We start from the raw sequence: 21747 nt of genomic DNA, 5'->3' as shown, positions 1-21747 counted from the left end.
GGGGTAGATGTGGGGGTATTATTGAGATTCCATCCCGAGATACCCCCAGGCGCATGCCCCTGACAGATACCCAGATCCGCAACGAGAAGCCGGGCGACAAGCCGCGCAAGCTTGCCGATGGCGGCGGCCTGTACCTGCTGGTTAACCGGGCCGGGAAATACTGGCGTTGGAAGTACCGGCACGGCGGCAAAGAGAAGGTGATGGCCTTCGGCGTCTACCCAAAGGTAACGCTGGCCAAGGCCCGTAAGCTGCACCAGGAAGCCCGTGCGGTGCTGGACACCGGTGCTGATCCTATGCTGGTCAAGAAGCAGCCATCCGGCGCCCTAACGTTTGAACAGGTAGCCCGTCAATGGTGGGCACACTGGTCCCCTGCCCGTAGCGAGCGCCACGCCCAATACGTCATCCGTCGGCTTGAGGCAGATATATTCCCGGAGATTGGGGGTATGCCTGTTGGGGGTATCCCGGCGTCCGCCTTTCGGGACGCGGTGAAGAAGATTGAGAACCGCGGTGCGCTTGATATCGCCAAGCGCGCCTTGCAAACCTGCGGCCAGGTCATGCGCTATGCCGTCGCCCACGACCTGGCCGAGCGTAACCCGGTGGCGGACGTGCGGCCCGCTGACGTACTCAAGACGCGCAAGAAGCGCAACTATTCCCGGATCGACGCCAAAGAATTGCCAGCCCTACTGGCAGCAATTGACGGTTATCTTGGGAATGAACATACCCGCCTTGCGCTCAGGCTGATGGCGCTCACCTTCGTGCGTACTACGGAATTGATTGCGGCCCGGTGGGAAGAGTTCGATCTTAACGCCGCCCGATGGAACATTCCTTCGGAGCGCATGAAGATGAAGGCACCGCACATCGTGCCGTTGTCGCGGCAGGCGCTGGCGGTGCTCGAAGAACTAAGAGCTGTGTCTTTCGGGCATGCCCTGCTTTTCCCCGGTGAGCGTAACCCTGAAACACCTATGAGCAATAACACCATTCTGTATGCCTTGTATCGAATGGGCTACCGGGGGCGGATGACAGGACACGGTTTTCGGGGCGTAGCGTCAACGATTCTGCACGAGCATGGCTGGCCGCACGAGCATATCGAATTGCAGCTTGCACACCAAGAACGGAATGAAATCAGCGCCGCCTACAACCATGCCCTTTATCTCAAGCAGCGGGGAAAGATGATGCAGTGGTGGGCGGATTATCTGGATAGCGAAAGGAAGAGGCGATGAGCGAAGACGATCAGTTTATTGATGACGATGAACTGGAAGCCCGATTCGAGCAAGGGATCACGGATGACCCCTTTGCCGAACGGGACGAGGGCTTATTGCGCGATGCCATACGCATCTTTGTCAATAACGTTCTTAGCTGGGAGCGCAAAACCGCGTTCGATAAAGCCGCCCTGGTGGTCGCAATGCATTTGGTGTTAGGACCAGATAACCCCAAAGACCCTCGCGTCCACTTCCCATACATCTTCGATAACCTCCCCATCGAAAGTGCCAGCGAAAAGGCCCGGAAAGCCATTGCGCGTGAGGTTCGAGGCTTGGTTAAGAACGGCGAGAAAGTCACTCACGCGATTGCCGCCGTGGCGGCGAAGCACCACAAGTCAGCGCAAAAGGTTACGAAGGACTATTACGACTGGAACGACTATTGGGACAGGCACGACCGAGCACTTGAGGTGTTCACGCGGAAAATAGATAGAGGGAACATCCACTAATGTTCTAATTTTTCGACCGCTTTTTAGAATACTTTCAGCGATCCAATCTTATTCAACCACGCGCCTTGATATACAAATATCCAGCGCCCGCATTGATCTCTAGCATGTTGTTTGTCCCGGCCGGACGCCCCCAAACGTTCAAGGACAAACGAACATGCATAAAGCAACCTGGACCATCCCGCAGTTCTGCGATTCCCACAACATCAGTCGCACGCACCTATACGACCTGATTAAGCAGGGGAAAGGCCCGCGCTTGATGAAGCTGGGCCGCCGCACCCTCATCAGCGCTGAAGCCGCCGCAGACTGGCGCAGGCAGATGGAAGCCGAGACTTCCGGCGCAACTCTGGACGCCTTCCTCGCCGACCCCATTGCCGCCTAAGGGGTCCACGATGACGCAAAAGAAAAACCCCACACAAGGCGGGGCTGGTGATCGCTTGGCGGCAAGTCACGGCCCGAAGTTTAACCCCAAATCCACCGCGACCGAAGCGCAGCGCGAACGCATCTTGTCCGCGTTGGCCACCGGCCCCAAGACGAGCTACGACCTGCGCCGGATCGGCTGTTACCAATGCGCCGCCCGCGTGCTGGAACTGCGCCGCCTGGGTTACGACATTCGCACCGACCTGGTGACGATCATCGACGGTGACGGCTACAGTCATAGCCGCGTGGCACTCTACAGCTTCGGGGGGAAATGATGCTTGCGGCCTACGTCGAATTTCCCCATAATGGACGTGCTGCCGATACAGACGCAGCCTGGTTTGACAGCCAGAATCGACAAAGGCGGACGACCGCCGCCAGGCGGTATTTTTACGTCCGTACGCTATTGCGCACCCTCTTTGGGCGGGCGATTGCGGGGAGGCTTCGGCCTGCCGGTTTCCTTTGTCACCGGTCTGTCAACCCTGCTCTCTGCCCGCCCACCCCGTTTGACAGCGGACGGCGGGCCTACCTGACAAAGGAGGCCGCTCATGGCTAATACCCCCTCTCGCCGCGCTATGGTTCAACTCGATCTCGAGAACCGCACGGCGCAGCTTTCTTCCCTCTTGATGTTGATCCACGGACAGGGATGCAGCGCCTTCAATGGCCTGCCCGAAGTGCAGCGCGATCATGTTCTGTGGCTCGCCAGTGACCTGGCCGAGGAAATCCGCTTGATGGTCAACGGTGAGGGGGCCGAAAGATGAGCGCGCCGATCAACAACATCTTTGAAGTGTCCCATCGCCTGAACTGCATGGACGTGCAGAAAGACCGGGTATATGCGGTATTGCTTGCCATCCGGGAAATGGCACCCAAGGACGATCCCAATCTTCTTGCCTTGATCGAGGTCGCCCACGACCTTCACGCCGATCACACGCACTGGTACGCCCTGCGCAAGGCATTGGGGCTCCCTGATGCGGAGGGCCGGCAATGAGCGTCGATACCTTTCTCTCCCGGCTGGAACGCGTCAAGAAAACCGGCCCTGGCCGCTGGGTAGCGTGCTGCCCAGCGCACGACTCCAAATCAAAGCAATCCCTTGCGATTCGCGAGACAGACGACGGCAAGGTGCTTGTCCACGACTTCGGCGGGTGCAGCGTCTATGACGTGTTGTTCTCTGTCGGCATGCAGGTGAATGACCTGTTCCGGGACCGTGCGCCCAGGTCGGCCCTGCGCACTGCCCGCATGCCGTTCTCGTACGCCGATGCGCTTCGATGTGTGTCCTTCGAGGCCCTGGTGGCCGCAGTGGCCGCAGGAAATATCGCCAAGGGTGTCTCCCTTACTGACGATGACCGGCAACGTCTTTGGCTGGCGGCCAATCGCATCAATCACGCGCTGGAGGTATGCGAATGCAGGTAGAAAAGCGCGCTTCTCTGCTAGAGCAGGCGCAATCGCAATTGGATCGGTCGATGCCCGAACTGCCGCCTATCGGGGCGTACAGCGATATCCCGCGCCGGGCTGCGAGCGTCACATTGCTTTGTGCGTCCGAAGTAAAGGAGCGCCCCATTCGCTGGCTTTGGCCCGGCTGGCTGGCACGCGGCAAGTTGACGATCCTGGCCGGGGCGGCGGGTACCGGCAAAACCACGCTTGCCCTTGGCCTTGCATCGGCCGTGACAACCGCCGCCCGTTGGCCCGATGGGGTGGCATGCACTACGCGCGAGAACATTCTCGTTTGGTCTAGCGAAGATGACCCTGCCGACACGCTGAAGCCGCGGCTTATGGCGTGCGGCGCGGATGTGTCTCGGGTTTTCTTCGTACAGGCCGTGACAGACGAATACGGCAATGCAATGCCGTTCGACCCGGCCAGAGACATTCCGACCTTACATGATGCGGTAAAGAGAATCGGCGGGGCAGCGATGTTGATGGTCGATCCCATCGTGTCGGCAATCTCCGGCGACATGCACAAAGCCAACGATGTGCGCCGTGGGCTGCAATCGCTGGTGGACTTCGCGGAGGAACACGATTGCGCCGTGCTGGGCATTAGTCACTTTTCCAAAGGTTCTGCCGGATCTAGTCCACAGGACCGGGTTATCGGTTCTCAGGCCTTTGGAGCACTGGCGCGCACCGTTTTGGTGGCGGCAAAGCAGGAGGGTGATGAGGCGCGAGTCTTGGCCCGCGCCAAGTCCAATATCAGCTTGGACGACGGCGGGGTGTCGTATTACATCGAACCGTGCAGCGTGGATGGCGGCATTGAGACCACGCGCGTTACCTGGGGCGAGACGATAGACGGCAGCGCTCGGGAAATTCTTGGAAGCGTTGAGGCTAGCGACGACGAAAGCACAGAAAGGGCGGACGCCGAGCAGTTTCTCAGGGACCTACTGAGCGACGGCCCGGTCCCGGCCAAGACCGTCAAAGCGGAGTCGTCTGACGCCGGTTACGCCTGGGCGACCATCCGCCGCGCTCAGAAAGCCATCGGAGTAGAGGCCTACCGAGAAGGGGCGGCGGGAACCCGAGGGGGCGGGGCCTGGCTGTGGCGCATGCCGATTAAGGCGCTCAACGAAACATTAAGGTGCTCACGTTCTAAAGGTGAGCATCTTAATGAAAAGGTGAGCACCTTAATGGAAAACCCTAAGTCCTATGCTGACCTGCGCGGATAGCCTGGGCCCGTATTTTTGGTTCTCCGTTGGATAGAACCAACGCCCCGGGAGGTCAATTGTCCGCCCTGGTTCGCGGGGGGACGGACTTTCCGGGGCTGCGTTTTTGTCCAGTAGTTGCATGTTATTTAGGTCTCAGTCATCCACCACATGAGACCCGAATGAACCTTGCCCAAATCCGCGAAGCCCGCGCCGCGAAGACCACCGAAATGCGCGGCATTCTTGCCAAGGCGGAAGCCGAAAAGCGCAACCTGAACGACGCGGAGAAGTCTGCGTTTGACAAACTGAAAGCCGAAGTCACCGATCTGGAAGGCGACGAGCAGCGCGCTGCGTTCATGGCTGAACAAGAGCGCCGCATGTCGGGCGAGCCGATCACGCCGCATGGCGACAAGTCCCTAGCGGAGCTGGAAAAGCGCGTGTCCGTGGTCGCCAGCATGCGGGCGCAGATGGAAGGCCGTAGCCTGGACGGCGCTGAGCGGGAATACAGCCAGGAAATCGAACGTCGCACGGGCCGCAAGGCACAAGGCGCATTCGTGCCCATGTCGGCCCTGGAGCAGCGCGTGAATACGACGACGAGCGCATCGGATCTGGTCCCCACCGATCATCGCGCCGACCTGTATATCGGCCCGCTGCGTGAGTCCCTTGTGGCGCGCAAGCTGGGTGTCCGCGTCTTGACCGGTCTGCGTGGCAACCTGTCCATTCCCAAGTACGGCAGCGGGCTGGAAACCGGCTGGGTTGCCGAGGGCCAAGCTGTGCCGGAAGGCAATATGGCGTTCGATAGCGTGGGCCTGACCCCCAAGCATGTTGGCGGCAAGACGGAAATGAGCCGTCAACTGCTCCAACAGTCCAGCCCGGATATTGAGCAGCTTGTGCGCGATGATTTGGCCTTCCTGATCGCCAAGCAACTGGACCGCGCCATTATCGCTGGAACCGGCACGAACAACGAACCGCTGGGCGTCCTGCATGCTCCGGGCACGCAAACCTTCAGCCTCGCCACCCTCGATTGGGCAACCGTCCTCACAATGGTGGAAGCCTTCGAGGATACCGAGCTGACCAACGGAACCTGGCTTACCTCGGTGGGCGTGAAACGCGTCCTGTCCGGCACGCTGAAGGAGACCGGCCTGCCGGGCTATCTGCTGCAAGGTGGGCAACTGGCGGAATATCCGCTGCGCACCACGCGGCAATTGCCGGTTGACGCTGGCAAGGGCACGGCGATCCTGGGTGATTGGTCGCAAGTCCTGCTGGGCGTTTGGTCTGAGCTGGACGTGCTGGTCAACCCTTACGCTGAACCGGCATACAGCCGGGGCGGCGTGCAAGTGCGTGCGATGGCGACCGCCGATGTGGCGATCCGCTACCCGGAAGCCTTCGTCATCGCCAACGATGTTGCCGTACCGCCCGCGCCGACCGAACAGTAAGGGGCTGACATGGAAAAACTGCGCACAATCCGCCTTTACGGCTGGCTGGGCAATAAGTTTGGCCGCGTGCATCGCCTGGCAGTCGATAGCACCGCTGAGGCGGTACGGGCCTTGTGCGTGGTTATTCCCGGATTTGAGAAGGAACTCATCGCCAGCCTAGATCGCGGCGCCGCCTACGCCTGCTTCCTTGGAAAACGCAATCTCGGTGAGGACGAGTTGAAGCATCCGGTCGGCGATGAAGACATTCGCATTGCGCCGGTAGTGCAGGGAGCGAAACGAGCCGGGGTATTCCAGACCATCCTCGGCGCGGCGTTGGTCGCTGTTGGGGCTGTTCTGTCATTCACGCCCCTTGCAGCCGCTTCCCCGTATCTCATGCAGTTCGGCGCGGCGCTGGCTATCGGTGGAGTCGTACAGATGCTTTCCACCCAGCAGCGTGGACTGAGCACCAAAGATAGCCCCGACAACGGGGCCTCTTACAACTTCAATGGTCCGGTGAACACGAGCGCACAGGGCAATCCCGTGCCGCTGCTGTATGGGGAAATGATTGTCGGCAGCGCCGTGGTGTCGGCAGGAATCTACGCGGAAGATCAAGTATGACCGATATCGAAATCCGCTCCAGCGGCACCCTACGCGCCGTATCGCCCGGTCGATTGACCGGATACGCAGCAATCTTCGGAAGCGAAGCCAACCTTGGTGGCTTTACGGAAATTGTTCGCCCTGGTGCATTCGCAAAGACCCTGGCGTCTGGCACTAACGTGCGCGCTCTTTACCATCACAAAGGGGATGCCCTGCTCGGCACGACCCGCGGCGGCACGCTGAAACTGGCCGAGGACCAAACCGGCCTGCACTTCGATCTGGCATTGCCCGACACCACGCATGGGCGCGACCTCGCCATCCTTGTTGATCGTGGCGACGTTTCTGGTTGCTCCTTCGGCTTCCGAGTGCGTAGCGGAGGGGACCGATGGGAAGAGCGAAACGGCGGGGAATGGCTGCGCGAACTGCTTGATGTGGACTTGCAGGAGATCACGCTAACCCACGACCCGGCCTATGCCGATACCACCGTAGCCATGCGCTCGATGCCGAAGCAATACCAATTCTTCACGGTGGGCGGCTGTGATCCTCGCGCTTTGTGGCTGGAGACGTGCCGATGATTGAGCGCCTACTGTCTCGCTTCGGCTTTGAGAAACGTGCCAACGGCGACCCCTATTGGGAGAATTGGCAGGCACTGCGGACTGGCCCTGTAAACGACAAGACGGCGCAGAGTGTTAGCGCCGTTTACGCTTGCGTGGCCGCCATCAGCGAGACGATCGCAAGCCTTCCGCTGATTACCTACCGGCGCGAAGGCGAAAGCCGCACGCCTGCGACGGATCATCCGCTGTACAAGGTGTTGCACGACTCGCCCAACAAGGTGCAGACGGCGCTTGAGTTCCGCGAATGGATGCAAGCCTGCGTCCTGCTCCGGGGGAACGCCTACGCCCGCATCGTGCGCGGCTGGGACGGCCAGGTGCGTGAGCTTATTCCAGTCCCGCCTGACCGCATGAGCGTGCTGCGCGTGGGCGAAAAGCTTGGCTACGAGTATGCCGACCGCGCTGGCCGCGTGCATCGCCTGCTTGATGATGAGGTGTTCCACCTGCGCCACCGCGCCGGGGACGAGTTCGCCTTGGGTATATCGCCCATCCAGGCTGCAAAGGAAGTGATCGAGCTTTCTATCAGCGAACGCGACCACGGCAATGCAACCTTCCGGAACGGGGCCAGACTATCCGGCATTCTCAAGTTCCCGCAGAAGCTGAAGCCGGAGCAGCGGGCAGCCCTTAAAGCATCGTGGGACAGCCAGTACAGCGGCGGAGCTAACAGTGGCAAGACTGCCCTGCTGGAGGAAGGCGTCGATTACCAGACCATCAGCATGACGCTTGAGGACGCCGAATGGATCGCGGCACGGCAATTCAGTGTGGAGGAAGTAGCTCGCCTGTTCCGTGTCCCGCCGACCATCATTGGCGATCTGCGCCACGGCAACTACTCCAACAGCGTGGAGATGAACCGCCAATTCGTGACGCTCACCCTGCGCCGTCATTTGGTGGCGTGGGAACAGGCCATAGCGCGCCAACTTCTGACCGATGCAGGACGGCGTACCTACTTCGCGGAACACAGCGTAGAGGGCTTATTGCGTGGCGACTCCACCACCCGCGCGGACTTCTATGACAAGGGCATCAGCGCCGGATGGCTACTCAAGTCCGAGGCCCGCCGCTTAGAAAACCTACCCGTTATCGAAGGAATAGACGATGCCAAAGATAAAGATGCTCAAGCCCCGGCTCAAGGAAGTGCCGCCGCGCCTGGCTCTGGCCCCGCGCCTACCCAGAGCCAAGCGAACCGGACGTGATGCAGACCCGCGCCGCACTATCCCGCTCAATAGCGCCGCATGGCAGCGGCTGCGTGCGTCGGTACTGGCCGATCAACCGCTGTGCAGGGATTGCACGGCACGCGGCCTGGTTGTGCCTGCTACGGACGTGGACCACCACGACGGCGACCCGGGGAACAACGACATGGGCAACCTCGTGGGCCTGTGCCATGAATGCCATTCCCGCAAGACCGCACGCGACCACGGCAAGCGCGTGGCCTACGGCTGTGACGCCCAGGGGATGCCGACCGATCCCGCGCACCCATGGAACCGAGAAATCACCAGCAACCGAGGGGGCTAGACCGACCGTTCCCCCTCGAGTAATTGCTAAGTCCAGAGATTCCATATTATGAAATCGACGCCACGACGCAAACGCTCTGATTCCACCGCTGCCGCTATCGAAGCGGCCCAAGCTGCAGCGCTCGGCCCCTTGCAGCCGCCTGCCCATGTGACCCTGCGCCCCCAGGACTGGCCCTTTTGGAACGCGGTAGTAACTGCCCGCGCCCGCAATACGTGGACGGAGACGGATCTAGCGCACGCTGCGAACTTAGCGCGGTGCCAAGCGGACGTGGAGCGCTTGCAGGATGAAGTCTTCAAAGAAGGCGACGTGATCGATGGCGCGCTCAATCCGAAGCACAAACTTATCGAGACGTTGAGCCGCCGTGCTGTGTCTCTGGCGCGCATGCTGCACGTGCATGCGGAGGCGGTTGTGGGCCGGTCCCGCGATGCTGGCAATGCTTTGGCGCTGGAGCGTGCCGCGGCTGGTCAGGATCACGACGACGACCTTATCCCTAGCCTGCGGACGGTCCAATGACACGGGGCGAGCGCGTTATTGCTTTTATCGAGAAGTACTGCGTGACGCCTGATGGCGCGCATGTTGGTCAACCGCTGTGCCTTGCGGACTTCCAGAAGCGATTTATCCGAGAGGTCTACGACAACCCGGAGGGAACACGGCGCGCTTACCTGTCCATCGCACGCAAGAACGGCAAGACCGGCCTGATTGCCGGGCTACTGCTTGCCCACCTTGTGGGGCCGGAAGCGAAGCGGAACAGCCAGATTGTGTCCGGCGCTATGAGCCGCGACCAAGCTGCCCTAGTTTTCAACTTGGCCGCAAAGATGGTTCAGCTATCGGCGAAGCTATCCAACGTGGTCAAGATCGTTCCGTCCAGCAAGCGGCTGCTTGGCCTGCCGCTCAATACGGAGTACCGGGCGCTTGCTGCGGACGGCAAGACCGCGCACGGCCTGTCCCCGGTCCTGGCAATCCTTGATGAGGTGGGCCAGGTGCGCGGCCCGCGGAGTGACTTTGTGGACGCCATTCTGACGAGTCAGGGCGCGCACGCCGATCCGCTCTTGCTGGTGATATCGACCCAGGCGGCAAGCGATACCGACCTGCTTTCAGTGTGGCTAGATGACGCCGAGAAGAGCAAGGACCCGCGCATCGTGTCGCACGTGTACGCTGCGCCGTCGGACTGCGACTTGATGGATAAGAGCGCCTGGGAGGCCGCCAATCCTGCCCTGGGCCTATTCCGCAGCCGTGACGATCTCGCCGAGCAGATGAAGCAGGCGCAGCGCATGCCCAGTATGGAGAACAGCGTTCGCAACCTGCTGCTGAATCAGCGAGTCTCGGCGGAAAGCTTCTTCGTGTCCCCGGACGTGTGGAAGTCCTGCGGCACACAGCCCGTGCCCTTCGATGGGCCGGTATATGGTGGGCTGGACCTATCCAGCCGCGCCGACCTCACCGCCCTGATCCTCATCGGGCAGGTGGACGGCGTATGGCAGACGCAATGCCACTTCTGGACCCCGGAGAGAGGCCTGCATGACCGTGCACAGAAAGATCGCGCTCCGTATGACCTATGGGTGTCGCAAGGCTTCCTGCGCACCACGCCCGGCGCGACGGTGGACTATGACCATGTGGCCGTCAACATCGCCGAGATTGTGGCGGGCCTAGACCTGCAGGCTATCGCTTACGACCGCTGGCGCATGGAGGATTTGAGGAAACCGTTGGATCGCTTCGGCATCGAGCTTCCGCTTGTGGAATGGGGCCAGGGATACAAGGACATGGCACCGGCGATCGACGCGCTGGAGGCCGAACTACTGAACGCCCGCGTAGCTCACGGCATGCACCCTGTCCTATCCATGTGCGCCGCCAACGCGGTGATAACGAAAGACCCTGCCGGATCGCGCAAGCTGGACAAGGCCCGCGCCACCGGACGCATTGACGGCATGGTGGCAATGGCGATGGCTTTCGGCCTTGCGTCCCGTTCCGAAGAAGTGGGGCCCAGCGTCTACGACGGAGGGGCCTTTATGTTTGTTTGATCGCGTGCCAGCCGCGACGGGAAACCGGGTAGCTGGATGGGGATTAGTCGGTGAGTGCCCCAGCATGGAGAAACCCCGACAGGCGGCGCGGTACCTCGCAGGGCCGGTGGCCGCCACTCATTCACAGGAGAAAGCTATGGTGACTTTGGAAGAAGCGAAGCTGCACATACGTTTCAGCGGCGACGATGCCGACGACGAATTGCAGCGCATGATTGATGCGGCGACGGATGCCGCCGCCGACTACCTCAACATGGCGCGCACCGATTTAGAGAAAGCTATGCCGGCGCCCGTCCATGCCGCCATCTTGCTGCAGGTCGGCGACCTTTTCGCAAACCGCGAGCGGCAGTCGGAGGAAGCCTACTACCAGAACCGCACCTATGAGCGACTGCTGAACCCGTATCGAGTGATGATCATGTAGCGGTAGAAGCTTGGGGGTATTTATGGGGGTACTTTTTAAACATCAAAAATCAAATTCCCATAACTATCAGTCGATTAGACAACGGTTATGGATGACACCCTCCCGCCAATCACAAGTGCAAAGGCGTCCAGCCGCATCAGAAATCCCGCACCAGCGAAGGCTTTGCGGGTTTTTTGTTGTCCTGAAGGATCCAGTCCGATCCATTGCCATCCAGCCCCCTTTTTGACGGTATTTCGGCGGCATGCCGAAATACCGTTAAGCGAGACGCTTGGAGGGGTGCGCGATTCGCCGGCGTACGTATTGCAAGGGAAGCAAGGTTCCGCACGGTCAACCATCCAGACCATGCCGATAGGCGCGAACGAATTGCGGCGCGGCCCCCTCGCAGGATCGATGGCGCGACGAAGCCGCATAAGCCCCATGCCATGCGGCGTCCAACCACGCATCAAAGATCCCGCGAGATCGAAGACGGCGCATTCACGACCGCTCTAGTCTGGGTCGATCCACATATCTGCGATGCGGCCTTCCGGGTCCACCAGAATCGTCACTCGTCCCGGCTCGGACTCCGTCGCGACCGGTCCCGGCGAAACGCGCAATTTGCGTCCCACCAGGTCGCCCAACAGAAAGGCCAGGACCTCCGGATGGACCGGGATGGGCAGGCTGCGGATGCCCGCGTTCCTGGACACCATGCCGCTGCGCCACGGCCAGGCGTGATCCCCGACCGCATTCCCATCCGAGCTTGCCGCGGTTGCTTTGCTCATCGTGCTCTCCCGTCGATTTGGCCCGGGCGTGCATGGAAGCCGGGTCGACGAGAAGTTTGGGCGTGAGCGGCCTGCGAAAATAGACGGCCATCGCTCCTAGGCTCAACGGCTTCGGCGCAAAGCGCTAGGACGTGTGATGCAGGCGTGGCTGCCTCAACCGCACCAACGGTCCCAATCCAAAGCGGGCCGCAGCCTGCCTTTGTTGTCAGGACTTCGATTCCGCGCCGGCCGGCGTTGTTTCACTGGGCGCGGCGTCTGCCGTCTCGGCTCGATCCGCGTGTGCGCCTGCCTCGGCGTGCGGCTTCGCCGATTTCGTGGCGTGCCGTTTCGCCGCGGCGAGCTTGGCTTCCTGCGAATCGAATCGATGGGCCTTTCCCATGGCATGCGCGGCGCGGCCTCCTTGTGCCGCGATCCCGCGCAGCAGCTCGGGATCCATCGCGGCAAAGCCCCTTGGCTTGCGGCCACCTTTGCGTTCGTCAATCATCGTGCGCCCCCATTGGTAAGTAGCACGAAGATGGCAACGCCCGTGCCCAATGAGTAGAACCTAGGGGATAGTCCCGAGATGCCGCTCGCCCCACGGCAGCCGCTCAATTCAAGGCCAATCGCAGGAGCGAAGGCCCACTTCAAGGATCGGCACCCCTTACCGCGTTTGTACGCATTACGGGCGCGTCGCGGCCGCCCGCGGGGGCGCCGTATCGTTACTTTCCATGTATTGCACAGCAGCGCGCGCCGCGACGGCGAAGCTGTCTGGTCAGAACTCGCCTGACGCGGAGATTTGGCCGTAAAACCGCAGGGCAGGACCGCCCGGCAGCAAGCTGTTACCAACCGTCGCAGCTTCGCCACGAGACGGACTTGTCGCGATGTTAATTTTTTCAGCGGGTCGAACTGGCTGTATTCACATGCGGCTGGTACGTCGTAGACCCGCACACGAGCTTTGGGGCCACCGCAACCGCCGTGGCCTCTTTTTTATTTCCTGCTCGCGATTCGCCGCGGACGCGCGACGGACCTACTTGCCCGGCTTGCGGACGGCGTCCTCGCCGGTTCCTTCCAGATCCTGGGCCTGGCGCGAAGGGTCCTCGCCAGAAAATCCGCCATAGCTGCTCTGGCCTGGGTCCGCGCTGCGGCTGCGGATCGGTTCGTCCGGCGATTTGCGATGCGCGCCGGCGCCGGAAGACGGCAGGTTTTCGGTCTGCGGTGCGTTCGGATTCTTCTCAGTCATTCAAGCCTCCTGTGCGAATGGCGCCGCGCAAGGCGGCGGCGCCTTGGAGACTGCAAGAGCCATACCGCGATGCGGCGCCCCTATTGCGGCGCGGAGGGGGCCTGAACTTCCCGGCCGCCGAGCGCGGCAAGAAACTCCGTGACGCGCGCCGCCGCCTCGGCATTGTGGCATTCGGCGATGACGACAACGGGTCCCTGAACGCAGGGGTTCTTGAACTGTTCGGCGTACTGCCCGGTCTGCTTGCCGTCGTGCAATTTGTTGCCCGTGACGAAGTTGCCCTGCGTCGGGCCAGCCTCGTCGTCGCGCAGATCCACGCGCGCGGCGCTCAGATCGGCGGAATGGCGGTGCGACACGGCATCGCGGGCATTCATGGCGTCTTCGTACGTTTCGAATCGAAGGATCGCGATCGTTTCCATGATGATCCCCTGTGGGTCTGGGTTGGCCCGTCAATGCAGTTTGACGCGCGGATGCGAGCGGCGCGTCAGCAGGCGCGCCAACGCAAGCGAGATCGTGCGCGACAAGCCGAGCACGGTACGGTGATGCATCAGGTGCAGGCTGGCATACATCCAGCGCGCGATTGTGCCGCTGACGAAGAAACCGCGCCCCATCAGCGCGCCCATCAGGCTGCCTACACCCCGCTCGCGTCCCAGCGAGACCAGCGAACCATGGTCCTTGTAGGTGAAAGGCGCTGACGGCTCGGAGCGGCCGGCAATGCGCGCGCTCAGACGCCGGCGCAGATACGCCGCCTCCTGGTGGGCGGCCTGTGCGCGGGCCGGCACGACGCCGCCGCTCGGCCGAGGCGCCGCCGCGCAATCGCCGAAGGCCAGGATGTGGGGATCCTCGGTCTGCAGGCATGCGTCCACTTCCAGTTGTCCGGAGCGGTTGCGGGGCAGATCCAGCGTGCCGAGTACGTCGGGCCCCTTGATGCCCGCCGCCCACATGCAAAGGTTGGCCGGGAATATCCTGCCGTCCTTGGTGTGCACCGCATCGGCAGTCACTTGCGAGACGAGGCAGCCGCTTTCCACCTCGATCCCAAGGCTTTCCAGCCGCCGCTGGGCCGCACGCGCAAGCTTTTCGGGCAAGGCGGCCAGAATCCGCGGCGCGCCCTCGATGATGCGGATATTGAGATCGCGGCGCGGATCGAAATGCGGCAGACCGTACGCCGCCACCAGCCGGCTCGCCTCGTGCAGCTCGGCGGCCAGCTCGACGCCCGTGGCGCCGCCGCCCACGATGGCGATATTCAGGCGCGCTTGCGGGTCGTGCGCCTTGGCCTGATCCACTTTCACCATCGCCTGGAGCATCGTCAGGCGGAACTGCTCGGCGGACTCGGGCGTATCGAGCGTAATGGCGAATTCCTTGGCGCCCGGTGTACCGAAAAAATTCGACGTGCTGCCCACCGCGATGACCAGGGTGTCGTAGGGGATATCCCGTTCCGGCAGCAGCGCTTCGCCGGTCGGTCCCGTTACGGCGCCCACGCGCACGATACGGCGGGCGCGGTCGACCGCCTGCATCGGGCCCAGGACGAAGTTGAAGTGCGACAGGCTTGCCAGCATCAGGTACGACAGCCCTTCCTGCTGGACATCGACGGTGCCGGCAGCCGCCTCGTGCAGGGTCGGCTTCCAGATATGGAGCATCCGGCTGTCGATCAGCGTGACATGGCGGCTGCCGTGACGCCGGCCCAGTTCGGTGGCCAGCTCCAGGCCGCCGGCGCCGCCACCGACGATGACGACGCGGTGCGGCGCGGTGGTGGCGCCTTCCTGCAGCGGCACCCCGGCGGACGGCCGCGGGCCAGGAGGCTGCGAGTCGATTGGCTGCGGACGTTCGCGCAGCAGTGCGGGGGTATCTGGCATCGGAACACCTCGGCGCTGGCATCGCCATCCGGCGATGCGGACAAACGTACGCGCGGCCTCGGCGCGGCCGCGCAATCCGTCTGAAGCAGCAAATTGTGTTCCGTTGCCCGCCCCGCCGGGCCGTCGGGCAGCCCTGCGCGGGAACCGGAATCCTGGAGAAGCGAGGCGAATTCGCGCCCCACCGCACCCGGCATCGCCGGAAAGCGCGCAGAGCGCTCACCGCTTGGCTCAGTTGCGCGACGCGTTATCCGCCTGAGCCTGTTTCGTCACGGTGGTCTCTTCCCAGCCCCCGCCCAGCGCTTTGTACAACTGCACACGGTTCAGCAGCGATGCCAGCCCGGTCTGAACCAGCGTCAACTGAGCGTCGAAGTAGGTGACCTGGGCGTTCTGCACCTGCAGGTAGCTGTCTACGCCGCCGCTATAGCGCATGTTGGACAGCTCCAGCGAGCGCGCCGACGATGCCTCCAGCGCCCGCAACGCCTGCAATTGCGCCCCGTACGTGGCTTCGCCCGCCAGCGCGTCCGACACCTCCTGGAATGCCTGCTGGATCGCTTTTTCGTATTGCGCCACGGCGATGTTGTCGCGCGCGCGCGCCACGTCCAACCCGGCCTGGATACTGCCCCCGGCAAAGATCGGCGTGGTGATCGACGGCGAGAAACTCCAGAACCCGTTGCCGCCCTTGAACAGGTCCGACAGGGACGGACTGGCGACGCCGAGCAGGCCCGTCAGCGAGATGGTCGGAAAGAACGCCGCGCGGGCCGCGCCGATATTGGCGTTGGCGGCACGCAGGCTGTTTTCGGCCGAAAGAATGTCGGGCCGGCGTTCCAGCAGGTCGGACGGCAAGCCGGGGGGAATGGATGCGAGGACCTGCGATGCATCGAACGGTGCGGGTGGCGGCAGGTCGGGCGGCAATGGCGCGCCCACCAGCAGGACCAGCGCGTTGATGGCCTGCGATTGCGTACGCGCCAATTGCGCCAGGTCGGCCGACGCCGTATCGAGCAGCGACTTGGATTGGTTCAGATCCAATTCAGACGACACGCCCCCTTCGAAACGCCGCCTGACCAGGTCATACGACGCCTGCCGGGACTCCAGCGTTTTACGGGTAAGGTCCAGCTGCACCTCGGCGGCGCGCAGGTTCAGGTACGCCTGCGCCACCTCGCCGATCAGCGAAATCTGCACGCTGCGGCGCGCCTGCTCCGTGGCGAGGAACTGCTGATACGCCGCCTCGGACAGGCTGCGGAGCCGGCCGAACAGGTCGATCTCGAACGTCGTCAGGCCCAGTCCGGCCTGGTACTGGCTGCTGATCGAAGGGGAATCCGGTCCGCCCACGCGCATATCGCGCGGCAGGCGCTGGCGCGTGCCCTGGATTCCAGCGCCGATACTGGGCCAGAGCTGGCCGCGCTGCTCGCCCCACAGTCCGCGCGCCTCTTCGACGCGTTGGACGGCGACGCGAAGGTCTCGGTTGTTGGCCAGCGAAAGCGAGATCAGGGCCTGCAGGCGGGGATCGCGGAAGAAATCGCGCCAGCCGATATCGGCAGCCGCGACGCCGCCCGTCGACGTCATCGCGCCGGCCGGCTGCGTACCGGCCGTGGCGGCCTTGTCGTAACCGCTATAGACGATCCTGGGCTGGTCGGGCCAGTCCGCCTGAATGGGCGCGGCGGGCCGCTCATACTTCGGCGCCAGGCTGCAGCCGGCCAACGCGGCCGCCACCGTCGCGCTCAGGAGCATCCGGCCCCTGCCATTGATTGTGGTGCGGGCGATCATCATTGCCCCTCCTGTCCCTCGGAGGCCGGCGCGGCCGGCCCGCCAGTCCGGTTCCGGGCTGCCTGCTGCGCCTCGAACTCCTTGGCTTCGGCGCCCAGCAGGCGCGGTTTGGTCTTGAATAGTCCCAGCACCACGACGAAGAAGGTCGGCACGAAAATCACCGCGAAAGGCGTAGCCGCCAGCATCCCGCCCAACACGCCCAGACCGACGGCGCGCTGGCTCGCGGCGCCCGCGCCGGTGGCGATCGCCAAGGGGACGACGCCCAGGATGAACGCCAGCGACGTCATCAGGATGGGACGGAAGCGCAGCCGCGCGGCCTCCACCGCCGCCTCGTAAAGGCCCGAGCCGCGGGCATACTGGTCCTTGGCAAATTCCACGATCAGGATCGCGTTCTTCGCGGCCAGACCGATCACGGTCACCATGCCAACCTGGAAGTACACGTCGTTGGACATGCCCATCAGGCCGACCAGCGCGACCGCGCCCAGCATGCCCAGCGGCACCACCAGCATCACGGAAAGGGGAATGGCCCAGCTTTCGTACAGCGCCGCCAGCACCAGGAACACCACCAGCAGCGACAGCCCCATCAGGATCGGCGCTTGTCCGGAAGCCTCCAGTTCCTGGTAGGACAAGCCGCTCCATTCGTAGCCGAAGCCCGCCGGCAATTGGCCCATCAGGCGCTCCATCTCCTGAATGGCTTCGCCGCTGGTATGGCCGGGCGCCGCATCGCCGGCGATGCGCACGGATTCGTAGCTGTTGTAGCGCACGATCTGCACCGGCCCCTGCCCCCACTTCGCGGTCACGAAGCTGGACAGCGGCACCATGCCGCCGCTGGCGTTGCGGGCATTGAGCTTGAGGACGTCCTCGACCTGCATGCGGTAAGGCGCGTCAGCCTGCACCCACACGTTCTGCATGCGGCCGAAATTGGGGAACTTGTTGATCAGCGCACTGCCCACGGCGGTGGATACCAGCGTGGCCGCCTCGTCGAAATTGACGCCCAGCGCGGCCGCCTTGGCGCGGTCGATGGTCAGCGTCAACTGCGCGCTCGGACCCAGACCGGAGATCCGCACCTGCGACAAAACCGGGCTTTTCATGGCAAGGCCCATCAACTGCGCGGTGGCCGCGCCCAGGGCTTCGGTTCCGGCGCCGGCGCGGTCCTGCAGGCGGAAGTCGAAACCGGTCGCGTTGCCCAGCGACGAAATGGCCGGCGGCACGACCGTGAACACCATGGCGTCGTGAATGCCCATGAGCAGCTTGTTGAGGGCGCCGAACGCCACCGCCTGGGCGGAATCGCCCTGGCCCTTGCGTTCGTCGAAGTCCTTCAGGGTGGTGAACGCGATGGCGGCGTTCAGGCCGTTGCCGTTGAAGCTGAAACCCTGCACGGCAATGATGTTCTCCACCTGGGGCTGGCTCAGGAAGTACTTTTCCACCTGCTCCAGCACGTCCACCGCCCGGTTGGCGCTGGAGCCCGAAGGCAGCTCGATGTTGCTGATGACATAACCCTGGTCTTCCTCGGGCAGGAAGGACGACGGCATGCGCAGGTACAGCCAGCCGAGCAGCAGCACCAGCAGCAGGTAGATCAGCATCATCCGGCCGCCTTTATGCAGGATGCGCGCGACCCAGTTCTGATAGCGGTTCGTGCCGCTATCGAAGCGGCGGTTGAACCAACCGAAGAAGCCGCGCCGTTCCTGATGGCGATCGGCCGGCACGGGCTTGAGGATGGTGGCGCACAAGGCCGGTGTGAAGCTCAGCGCCAGGAAGGCGGAAAAGAAAATCGACACCGCCATGGCGACCGCGAACTGGCGGTAGATCACGCCCACCGACCCGCCCATGAACGCCAATGGCAGGAATACGCTGACGAGCACCAGCGTGATCCCCATGATTGCGCCGGTGATCTGCGGCATCGCGCGCGCGGTGGCCTCCTTCGGCGACAACCGTTCGGTCGCCATGATCCGTTCGACGTTTTCCACCACCACGATGGCATCGTCCACCAGGATCCCGATGGCAAGCACCATGGCGAACATGGTCAGCACGTTGATGGAAAAGCCGAGCGCCAGCATCACGGCGAAGGCGCCCATCATGGCCACCGGCACGACCAGCGCGGGAATGATGGTGTACCGCACGTTCTGCAGGAACAGAAACATCACCAGGAACACCAGAACCATGGCCTCGAGCAGGGTCTTGACCACGTCGCGGATGGAGACTTCGACGTAAGGCGCGGTGTCGTACGGAATGTCGTACTTGATGTTGGCCGGGAAATACCGGGCCAACTGGGCCATCTGCTCGCGCACGCCCTTCGCCGTCGCCAGGGCATTGGCGTCCGGCGACAGGATGATCGCGAAGGCGGCGGTCGGCTTGCCATTGAGCCGCGCGCCGAAAAAGTAGTTGTCAGCGCCGATTTCCACGCGCGCGACGTCACGGGCGCGCACCAGCGAACCGTCGGTATTGGCGCGCAGGATGATGTTGCCGAATCCCTCGACGGTGGCCAGCTGCCCGTTCGCCACCACGGTGGCTGTGGTGCGCTGGTCCGCGGGGTTGGGCGGGCCGCCCATATTGCCCCCGGAGATCAGCACGTTCTGCTGCGCGATGGCCTGATTGACTTCCGCCATGCTCAAGCCGTAGCCCACCAGTTTCTGCGGATCGACCCAGATCCGCATGGCGCGCGGCGCGGCGAACAGCTGGAACTGGCCGACGCCGGGCACCCGCGACACGGGGTTCTTGATATTGCGGGTGACGTAGTCGGCAAGCGCCGTCTGGTCCATCGAGCCGTCCGTGGACGACACCGTGACGATCATCAGAAAGCCGGCGCTGGTCTGCTGGAATTGCAGCCCCTGCTGGGCAACGGCGGCGGGCAGCTGCGCCGTGACGTTCGCCACGCGGTTCTGCACGTCCACCTGCGCCAGATCGGGGTCGCGCCCCGGCGCGAAGGTGGCGGTGATGGTGGACTGGCCGTTGGAATCGCTGACCGACTCGTAATACAGCAGCCCCTTGGCGCCGTTGAGCTGGTCTTCGATGAGGCTGGTCACCGAATCGGCCACTTCCTTGGCGGACGCGCCAGGATAGGTCGCGGTGATCTCGATGGCGGGCGGCGCGACGTTGGGATACTGCGACACCGGCATTCTGGAAATGGCCAGCATCCCCGCCAGGAGGATGAACAGCGCGACCACCCAGGCAAAGATCGGTCTATCGATGAAAAATTGCGGCATGAGGGCTGACCCTGAAGACTATGCGCGGGAAACGGGTGAGCGGCGCCCGGCGGCGGGGCGCCGGGCCCTTTACGACTTCTGCGCGGAGGACGGCTGGGCGGGCTGCGCGGGCGCGCCTTGCTGGCCGGACTGCGCGCCCTGGCCTTGCTGGCCGCCGGGCTGGCCTTGCTGGCCAGCTGCTGGCGCGCCCTGCTGGCCGGATTGCCCGCCCTGGCCCGGCTGCGCCGCGCCCTGCCCGGCCGCGGCATTGCCCTTGCCAGGCGCCCATTGCGATACTTGCACGGGCGCCCCGGGCCGCACCTTCTGGAAGCCTTCCACGACTACCACATCGCCGGCCTTCAGGCCGCTCGTGACGATCCAGCGGCCGTTGATCGCTTCGCCGGTCGTCACCGTGACCTGATCGATCTTGCCGTCCTTGACCAGCATCAGGCTCTGCATGCCGTCGGGCGTCCGCTGCAAGGCCTGCTGCGGCACGAGCAGCGCCTGGTCGCTGATGCCCTGCGTCAGGCGCACCCGCACGTACATGCCGGGCAACAACACCTGGTCCGGGTTCGGGAATTCGGCGCGCAGGTTCACCTGGCCCGTCGTGGGATCCACCGTGATGCCGGTGAAAAGCAGCTTGCCGGCATGCTGGTACTCGGAGCCGTCCTCCAGGACGACCTTGGCCAGCGCCGCGTCGTTGCCGACTTTCTGCAGCTGGCCCGCATTGAAGGCCTTGCGCAGCGCCGCCAGATCGGAGGTCGACTGGGTGAAGTCCACGTAAATGGGATCCAGCTGCTGCACCAGCGCCATCTGGGTCGCCGACGATGCTTCCACCAGGGCGCCTTCCGTCACCAGGGGCTTGCCGATGCGTCCCTTGATGGGGGAGGTGACATTGGTATAGCCGAGGTTGATAGCGGCATTCTGGAGATTCGCCTTCGCCGCGGCCACCGCGGCGTCTGCCTGCCGGTAGCTGGCGACCGCATTGTCGTATTCCTGTTTGCTGACTGCGTTGGCCTTGACCAGCGGCGCATAACGGTCGGCAAGCGCCTTGGCGCTGTACAGGTCGGCCTGCGACTGTTTCAACTGCGCGGCGGCCTGATCGTATGCGGCCTTGTATTGGGCCGGATCGATCTTGAACAGCAGGTCGTTTTCCTTGACGTCGCCGCCCTGCTGGAAAACGATTTTCTGCACGATCCCCGTCACGCGCGCGCGGATTTCGGCTTCCCGCACGGCGTCGACACGGCCGGGAAGATCGGCCACGCGCGGCGTGCGCTCTGGCTGGACGGTGATGACGCTGACCTGGGGCGGGCCAGGATTCATCTGCGGTTTTTCCCCGCAGCCCGCCAGCAACAGCGCTGCGACAATCGCGGCGCCCAGCGGCCTGGAAACGCGCGTATGAGTACGTGGAGGCGCAAAATGCATGTAACCCTCTCGCCATGGGCAGGCGAATGCTGCCATCTTTGTTTTTTCTGATTCGTTAAGCGGGCACGAAGCGCCGGTGCTCATGGCGATACTCGCTCTTTGGCCCCACCCCGTTTTGCCCCATCGAGCGGCGCTAATGTAACTCATTCATTAAACTGGCACCATCGCGGCGATGCGCGGGCGCGACACTGCGCACGCGGGACGGGGCGCCACCGAGCAAGCGGGGTGCTCGCCCGCTCGA

The 21747-nt window shown here is 63.3% G+C and carries 24 protein-coding genes; 16 read left to right on the top strand and 8 right to left on the bottom strand.

Features of this window, described 5'->3' with window-relative positions; translation table 11 throughout:
- The first annotated feature begins 53 nt into the window (after positions 1 to 53).
- The 16 genes from CAL13_RS05840 to CAL13_RS05765 all read left to right on the top strand — a co-directional run bounded on the left by CAL13_RS05840 (position 54) and on the right by CAL13_RS05765 (position 11308).
- Positions 54 to 1220: a tyrosine-type recombinase/integrase gene (locus CAL13_RS05840; protein WP_086071804.1), complete on the top strand. Its 1167-nt coding sequence runs from the start codon at positions 54 to 56 to the stop codon at positions 1218 to 1220.
- The gene (locus CAL13_RS05835; protein ID WP_086071803.1) at positions 1217 to 1705 is read left to right on the top strand and encodes a hypothetical protein; all 489 of its coding nucleotides are present in this window, start codon (positions 1217 to 1219) and stop codon (positions 1703 to 1705) included. The genes CAL13_RS05840 and CAL13_RS05835 overlap by 4 nt, the downstream gene beginning before the upstream one ends.
- 154 nt (positions 1706 to 1859) lie before the next feature.
- Entirely contained in the window at positions 1860 to 2084 is a 225-nt protein-coding gene (locus CAL13_RS05830; protein WP_086071802.1) for a helix-turn-helix transcriptional regulator, read from the top strand.
- Positions 2085 to 2094: 10 nt separating this feature from the next.
- The gene (locus CAL13_RS05825; RefSeq protein WP_086071801.1) at positions 2095 to 2397 is read left to right on the top strand and encodes a helix-turn-helix domain-containing protein; all 303 of its coding nucleotides are present in this window, start codon (positions 2095 to 2097) and stop codon (positions 2395 to 2397) included.
- 270 nt (positions 2398 to 2667) lie between these two features.
- A complete protein-coding gene (locus CAL13_RS05820; protein WP_157664811.1) occupies positions 2668 to 2880 on the top strand; it encodes a hypothetical protein in 213 nt (70 codons plus the stop codon).
- Entirely contained in the window at positions 2877 to 3107 is a 231-nt protein-coding gene (locus CAL13_RS05815) for a hypothetical protein (RefSeq protein ID WP_086071799.1), read from the top strand. Before CAL13_RS05820 ends, CAL13_RS05815 begins: the two co-directional genes overlap by 4 nt.
- Positions 3104 to 3529 carry a DNA primase gene (locus CAL13_RS05810; protein ID WP_086071798.1) on the top strand — a complete coding sequence of 142 codons (426 nt, stop codon included), beginning with the start codon at positions 3104 to 3106 and terminating at the stop codon, positions 3527 to 3529. Before CAL13_RS05815 ends, CAL13_RS05810 begins: the two co-directional genes overlap by 4 nt.
- The gene (locus CAL13_RS05805) at positions 3520 to 4767 is read left to right on the top strand and encodes an AAA family ATPase (protein WP_232467776.1); all 1248 of its coding nucleotides are present in this window, start codon (positions 3520 to 3522) and stop codon (positions 4765 to 4767) included. The genes CAL13_RS05810 and CAL13_RS05805 overlap by 10 nt, the downstream gene beginning before the upstream one ends.
- Before the next feature lie 56 nt (positions 4768 to 4823).
- Positions 4824 to 6179 carry a phage major capsid protein gene (locus CAL13_RS05800; protein WP_232467775.1) on the top strand — a complete coding sequence of 452 codons (1356 nt, stop codon included), beginning with the start codon at positions 4824 to 4826 and terminating at the stop codon, positions 6177 to 6179.
- 9 nt (positions 6180 to 6188) lie between these two features.
- Positions 6189 to 6776 carry a tail assembly protein gene (locus CAL13_RS05795; RefSeq protein WP_086071796.1) on the top strand — a complete coding sequence of 196 codons (588 nt, stop codon included), beginning with the start codon at positions 6189 to 6191 and terminating at the stop codon, positions 6774 to 6776.
- On the top strand, positions 6773 to 7330 hold the full coding sequence (locus tag CAL13_RS05790; RefSeq protein WP_086071795.1) for an HK97 family phage prohead protease: 558 nt from the start codon (positions 6773 to 6775) through the stop codon (positions 7328 to 7330). The genes CAL13_RS05795 and CAL13_RS05790 overlap by 4 nt, the downstream gene beginning before the upstream one ends.
- The gene (locus CAL13_RS05785; RefSeq protein WP_232467774.1) at positions 7327 to 8556 is read left to right on the top strand and encodes a phage portal protein; all 1230 of its coding nucleotides are present in this window, start codon (positions 7327 to 7329) and stop codon (positions 8554 to 8556) included. The genes CAL13_RS05790 and CAL13_RS05785 overlap by 4 nt, the downstream gene beginning before the upstream one ends.
- Positions 8557 to 8668: 112 nt before the next feature.
- Complete coding sequence (locus CAL13_RS21465; protein ID WP_232467773.1) at positions 8669 to 8875, top strand: HNH endonuclease signature motif containing protein; 207 nt, start codon at positions 8669 to 8671, stop codon at positions 8873 to 8875.
- A 48-nt stretch (positions 8876 to 8923) separates the two neighbouring features.
- Positions 8924 to 9388 (top strand): TerS protein, encoded by a 465-nt coding sequence (locus CAL13_RS05775; RefSeq protein ID WP_086071793.1) that lies wholly within the window; start codon positions 8924 to 8926, stop codon positions 9386 to 9388.
- Positions 9385 to 10890 carry a terminase large subunit gene (locus CAL13_RS05770; RefSeq protein ID WP_086071792.1) on the top strand — a complete coding sequence of 502 codons (1506 nt, stop codon included), beginning with the start codon at positions 9385 to 9387 and terminating at the stop codon, positions 10888 to 10890. The genes CAL13_RS05775 and CAL13_RS05770 overlap by 4 nt, the downstream gene beginning before the upstream one ends.
- A 136-nt stretch (positions 10891 to 11026) precedes the next feature.
- On the top strand, positions 11027 to 11308 hold the full coding sequence (locus CAL13_RS05765) for a head-tail connector protein (protein ID WP_086071791.1): 282 nt from the start codon (positions 11027 to 11029) through the stop codon (positions 11306 to 11308).
- Positions 11309 to 11793: 485 nt separating this feature from the next.
- Here the strand turns inward: CAL13_RS05765 and CAL13_RS05760 are convergent, their stop codons facing one another.
- The 8 genes from CAL13_RS05760 to CAL13_RS05725 form a co-directional block, all read right to left on the bottom strand.
- Complete coding sequence (locus CAL13_RS05760; RefSeq protein WP_086056519.1) at positions 11794 to 12066, bottom strand: hypothetical protein; 273 nt, start codon at positions 12064 to 12066, stop codon at positions 11794 to 11796.
- Between the two features lie 205 nt (positions 12067 to 12271).
- A complete protein-coding gene (locus CAL13_RS05755) occupies positions 12272 to 12550 on the bottom strand; it encodes a KGG domain-containing protein (protein WP_086056518.1) in 279 nt (92 codons plus the stop codon).
- Between the two features lie 522 nt (positions 12551 to 13072).
- Positions 13073 to 13285 (bottom strand): hypothetical protein, encoded by a 213-nt coding sequence (locus tag CAL13_RS21460; protein WP_086071790.1) that lies wholly within the window; start codon positions 13283 to 13285, stop codon positions 13073 to 13075.
- Positions 13286 to 13365: 80 nt separating this feature from the next.
- The gene (locus CAL13_RS05745; protein ID WP_086056516.1) at positions 13366 to 13701 is read right to left on the bottom strand and encodes a hypothetical protein; all 336 of its coding nucleotides are present in this window, start codon (positions 13699 to 13701) and stop codon (positions 13366 to 13368) included.
- A 30-nt stretch (positions 13702 to 13731) separates the two neighbouring features.
- Positions 13732 to 15135 carry an NAD(P)/FAD-dependent oxidoreductase gene (locus CAL13_RS05740; RefSeq protein ID WP_086071789.1) on the bottom strand — a complete coding sequence of 468 codons (1404 nt, stop codon included), beginning with the start codon at positions 15133 to 15135 and terminating at the stop codon, positions 13732 to 13734.
- Positions 15136 to 15363: 228 nt separating this feature from the next.
- A complete protein-coding gene (locus tag CAL13_RS05735; protein WP_269768193.1) occupies positions 15364 to 16902 on the bottom strand; it encodes an efflux transporter outer membrane subunit in 1539 nt (512 codons plus the stop codon).
- On the bottom strand, positions 16899 to 20102 hold the full coding sequence (locus CAL13_RS05730) for an efflux RND transporter permease subunit (protein WP_086071788.1): 3204 nt from the start codon (positions 20100 to 20102) through the stop codon (positions 16899 to 16901). The genes CAL13_RS05735 and CAL13_RS05730 overlap by 4 nt, the downstream gene beginning before the upstream one ends.
- A gap of 69 nt (positions 20103 to 20171) precedes the next feature.
- On the bottom strand, positions 20172 to 21506 hold the full coding sequence (locus tag CAL13_RS05725) for an efflux RND transporter periplasmic adaptor subunit (protein ID WP_086071787.1): 1335 nt from the start codon (positions 21504 to 21506) through the stop codon (positions 20172 to 20174).
- Positions 21507 to 21747: the final 241 nt, after the last annotated feature.

Origin of the sequence: Bordetella genomosp. 9 (assembly GCF_002119725.1) — a bacterium.
Classification (GTDB): Bacteria; Pseudomonadota; Gammaproteobacteria; order Burkholderiales; family Burkholderiaceae_B; genus Bordetella_C.
Note: the sequence above shows the minus strand (reverse complement) of the source record. Positions and strands in the feature narration are given on the sequence as shown.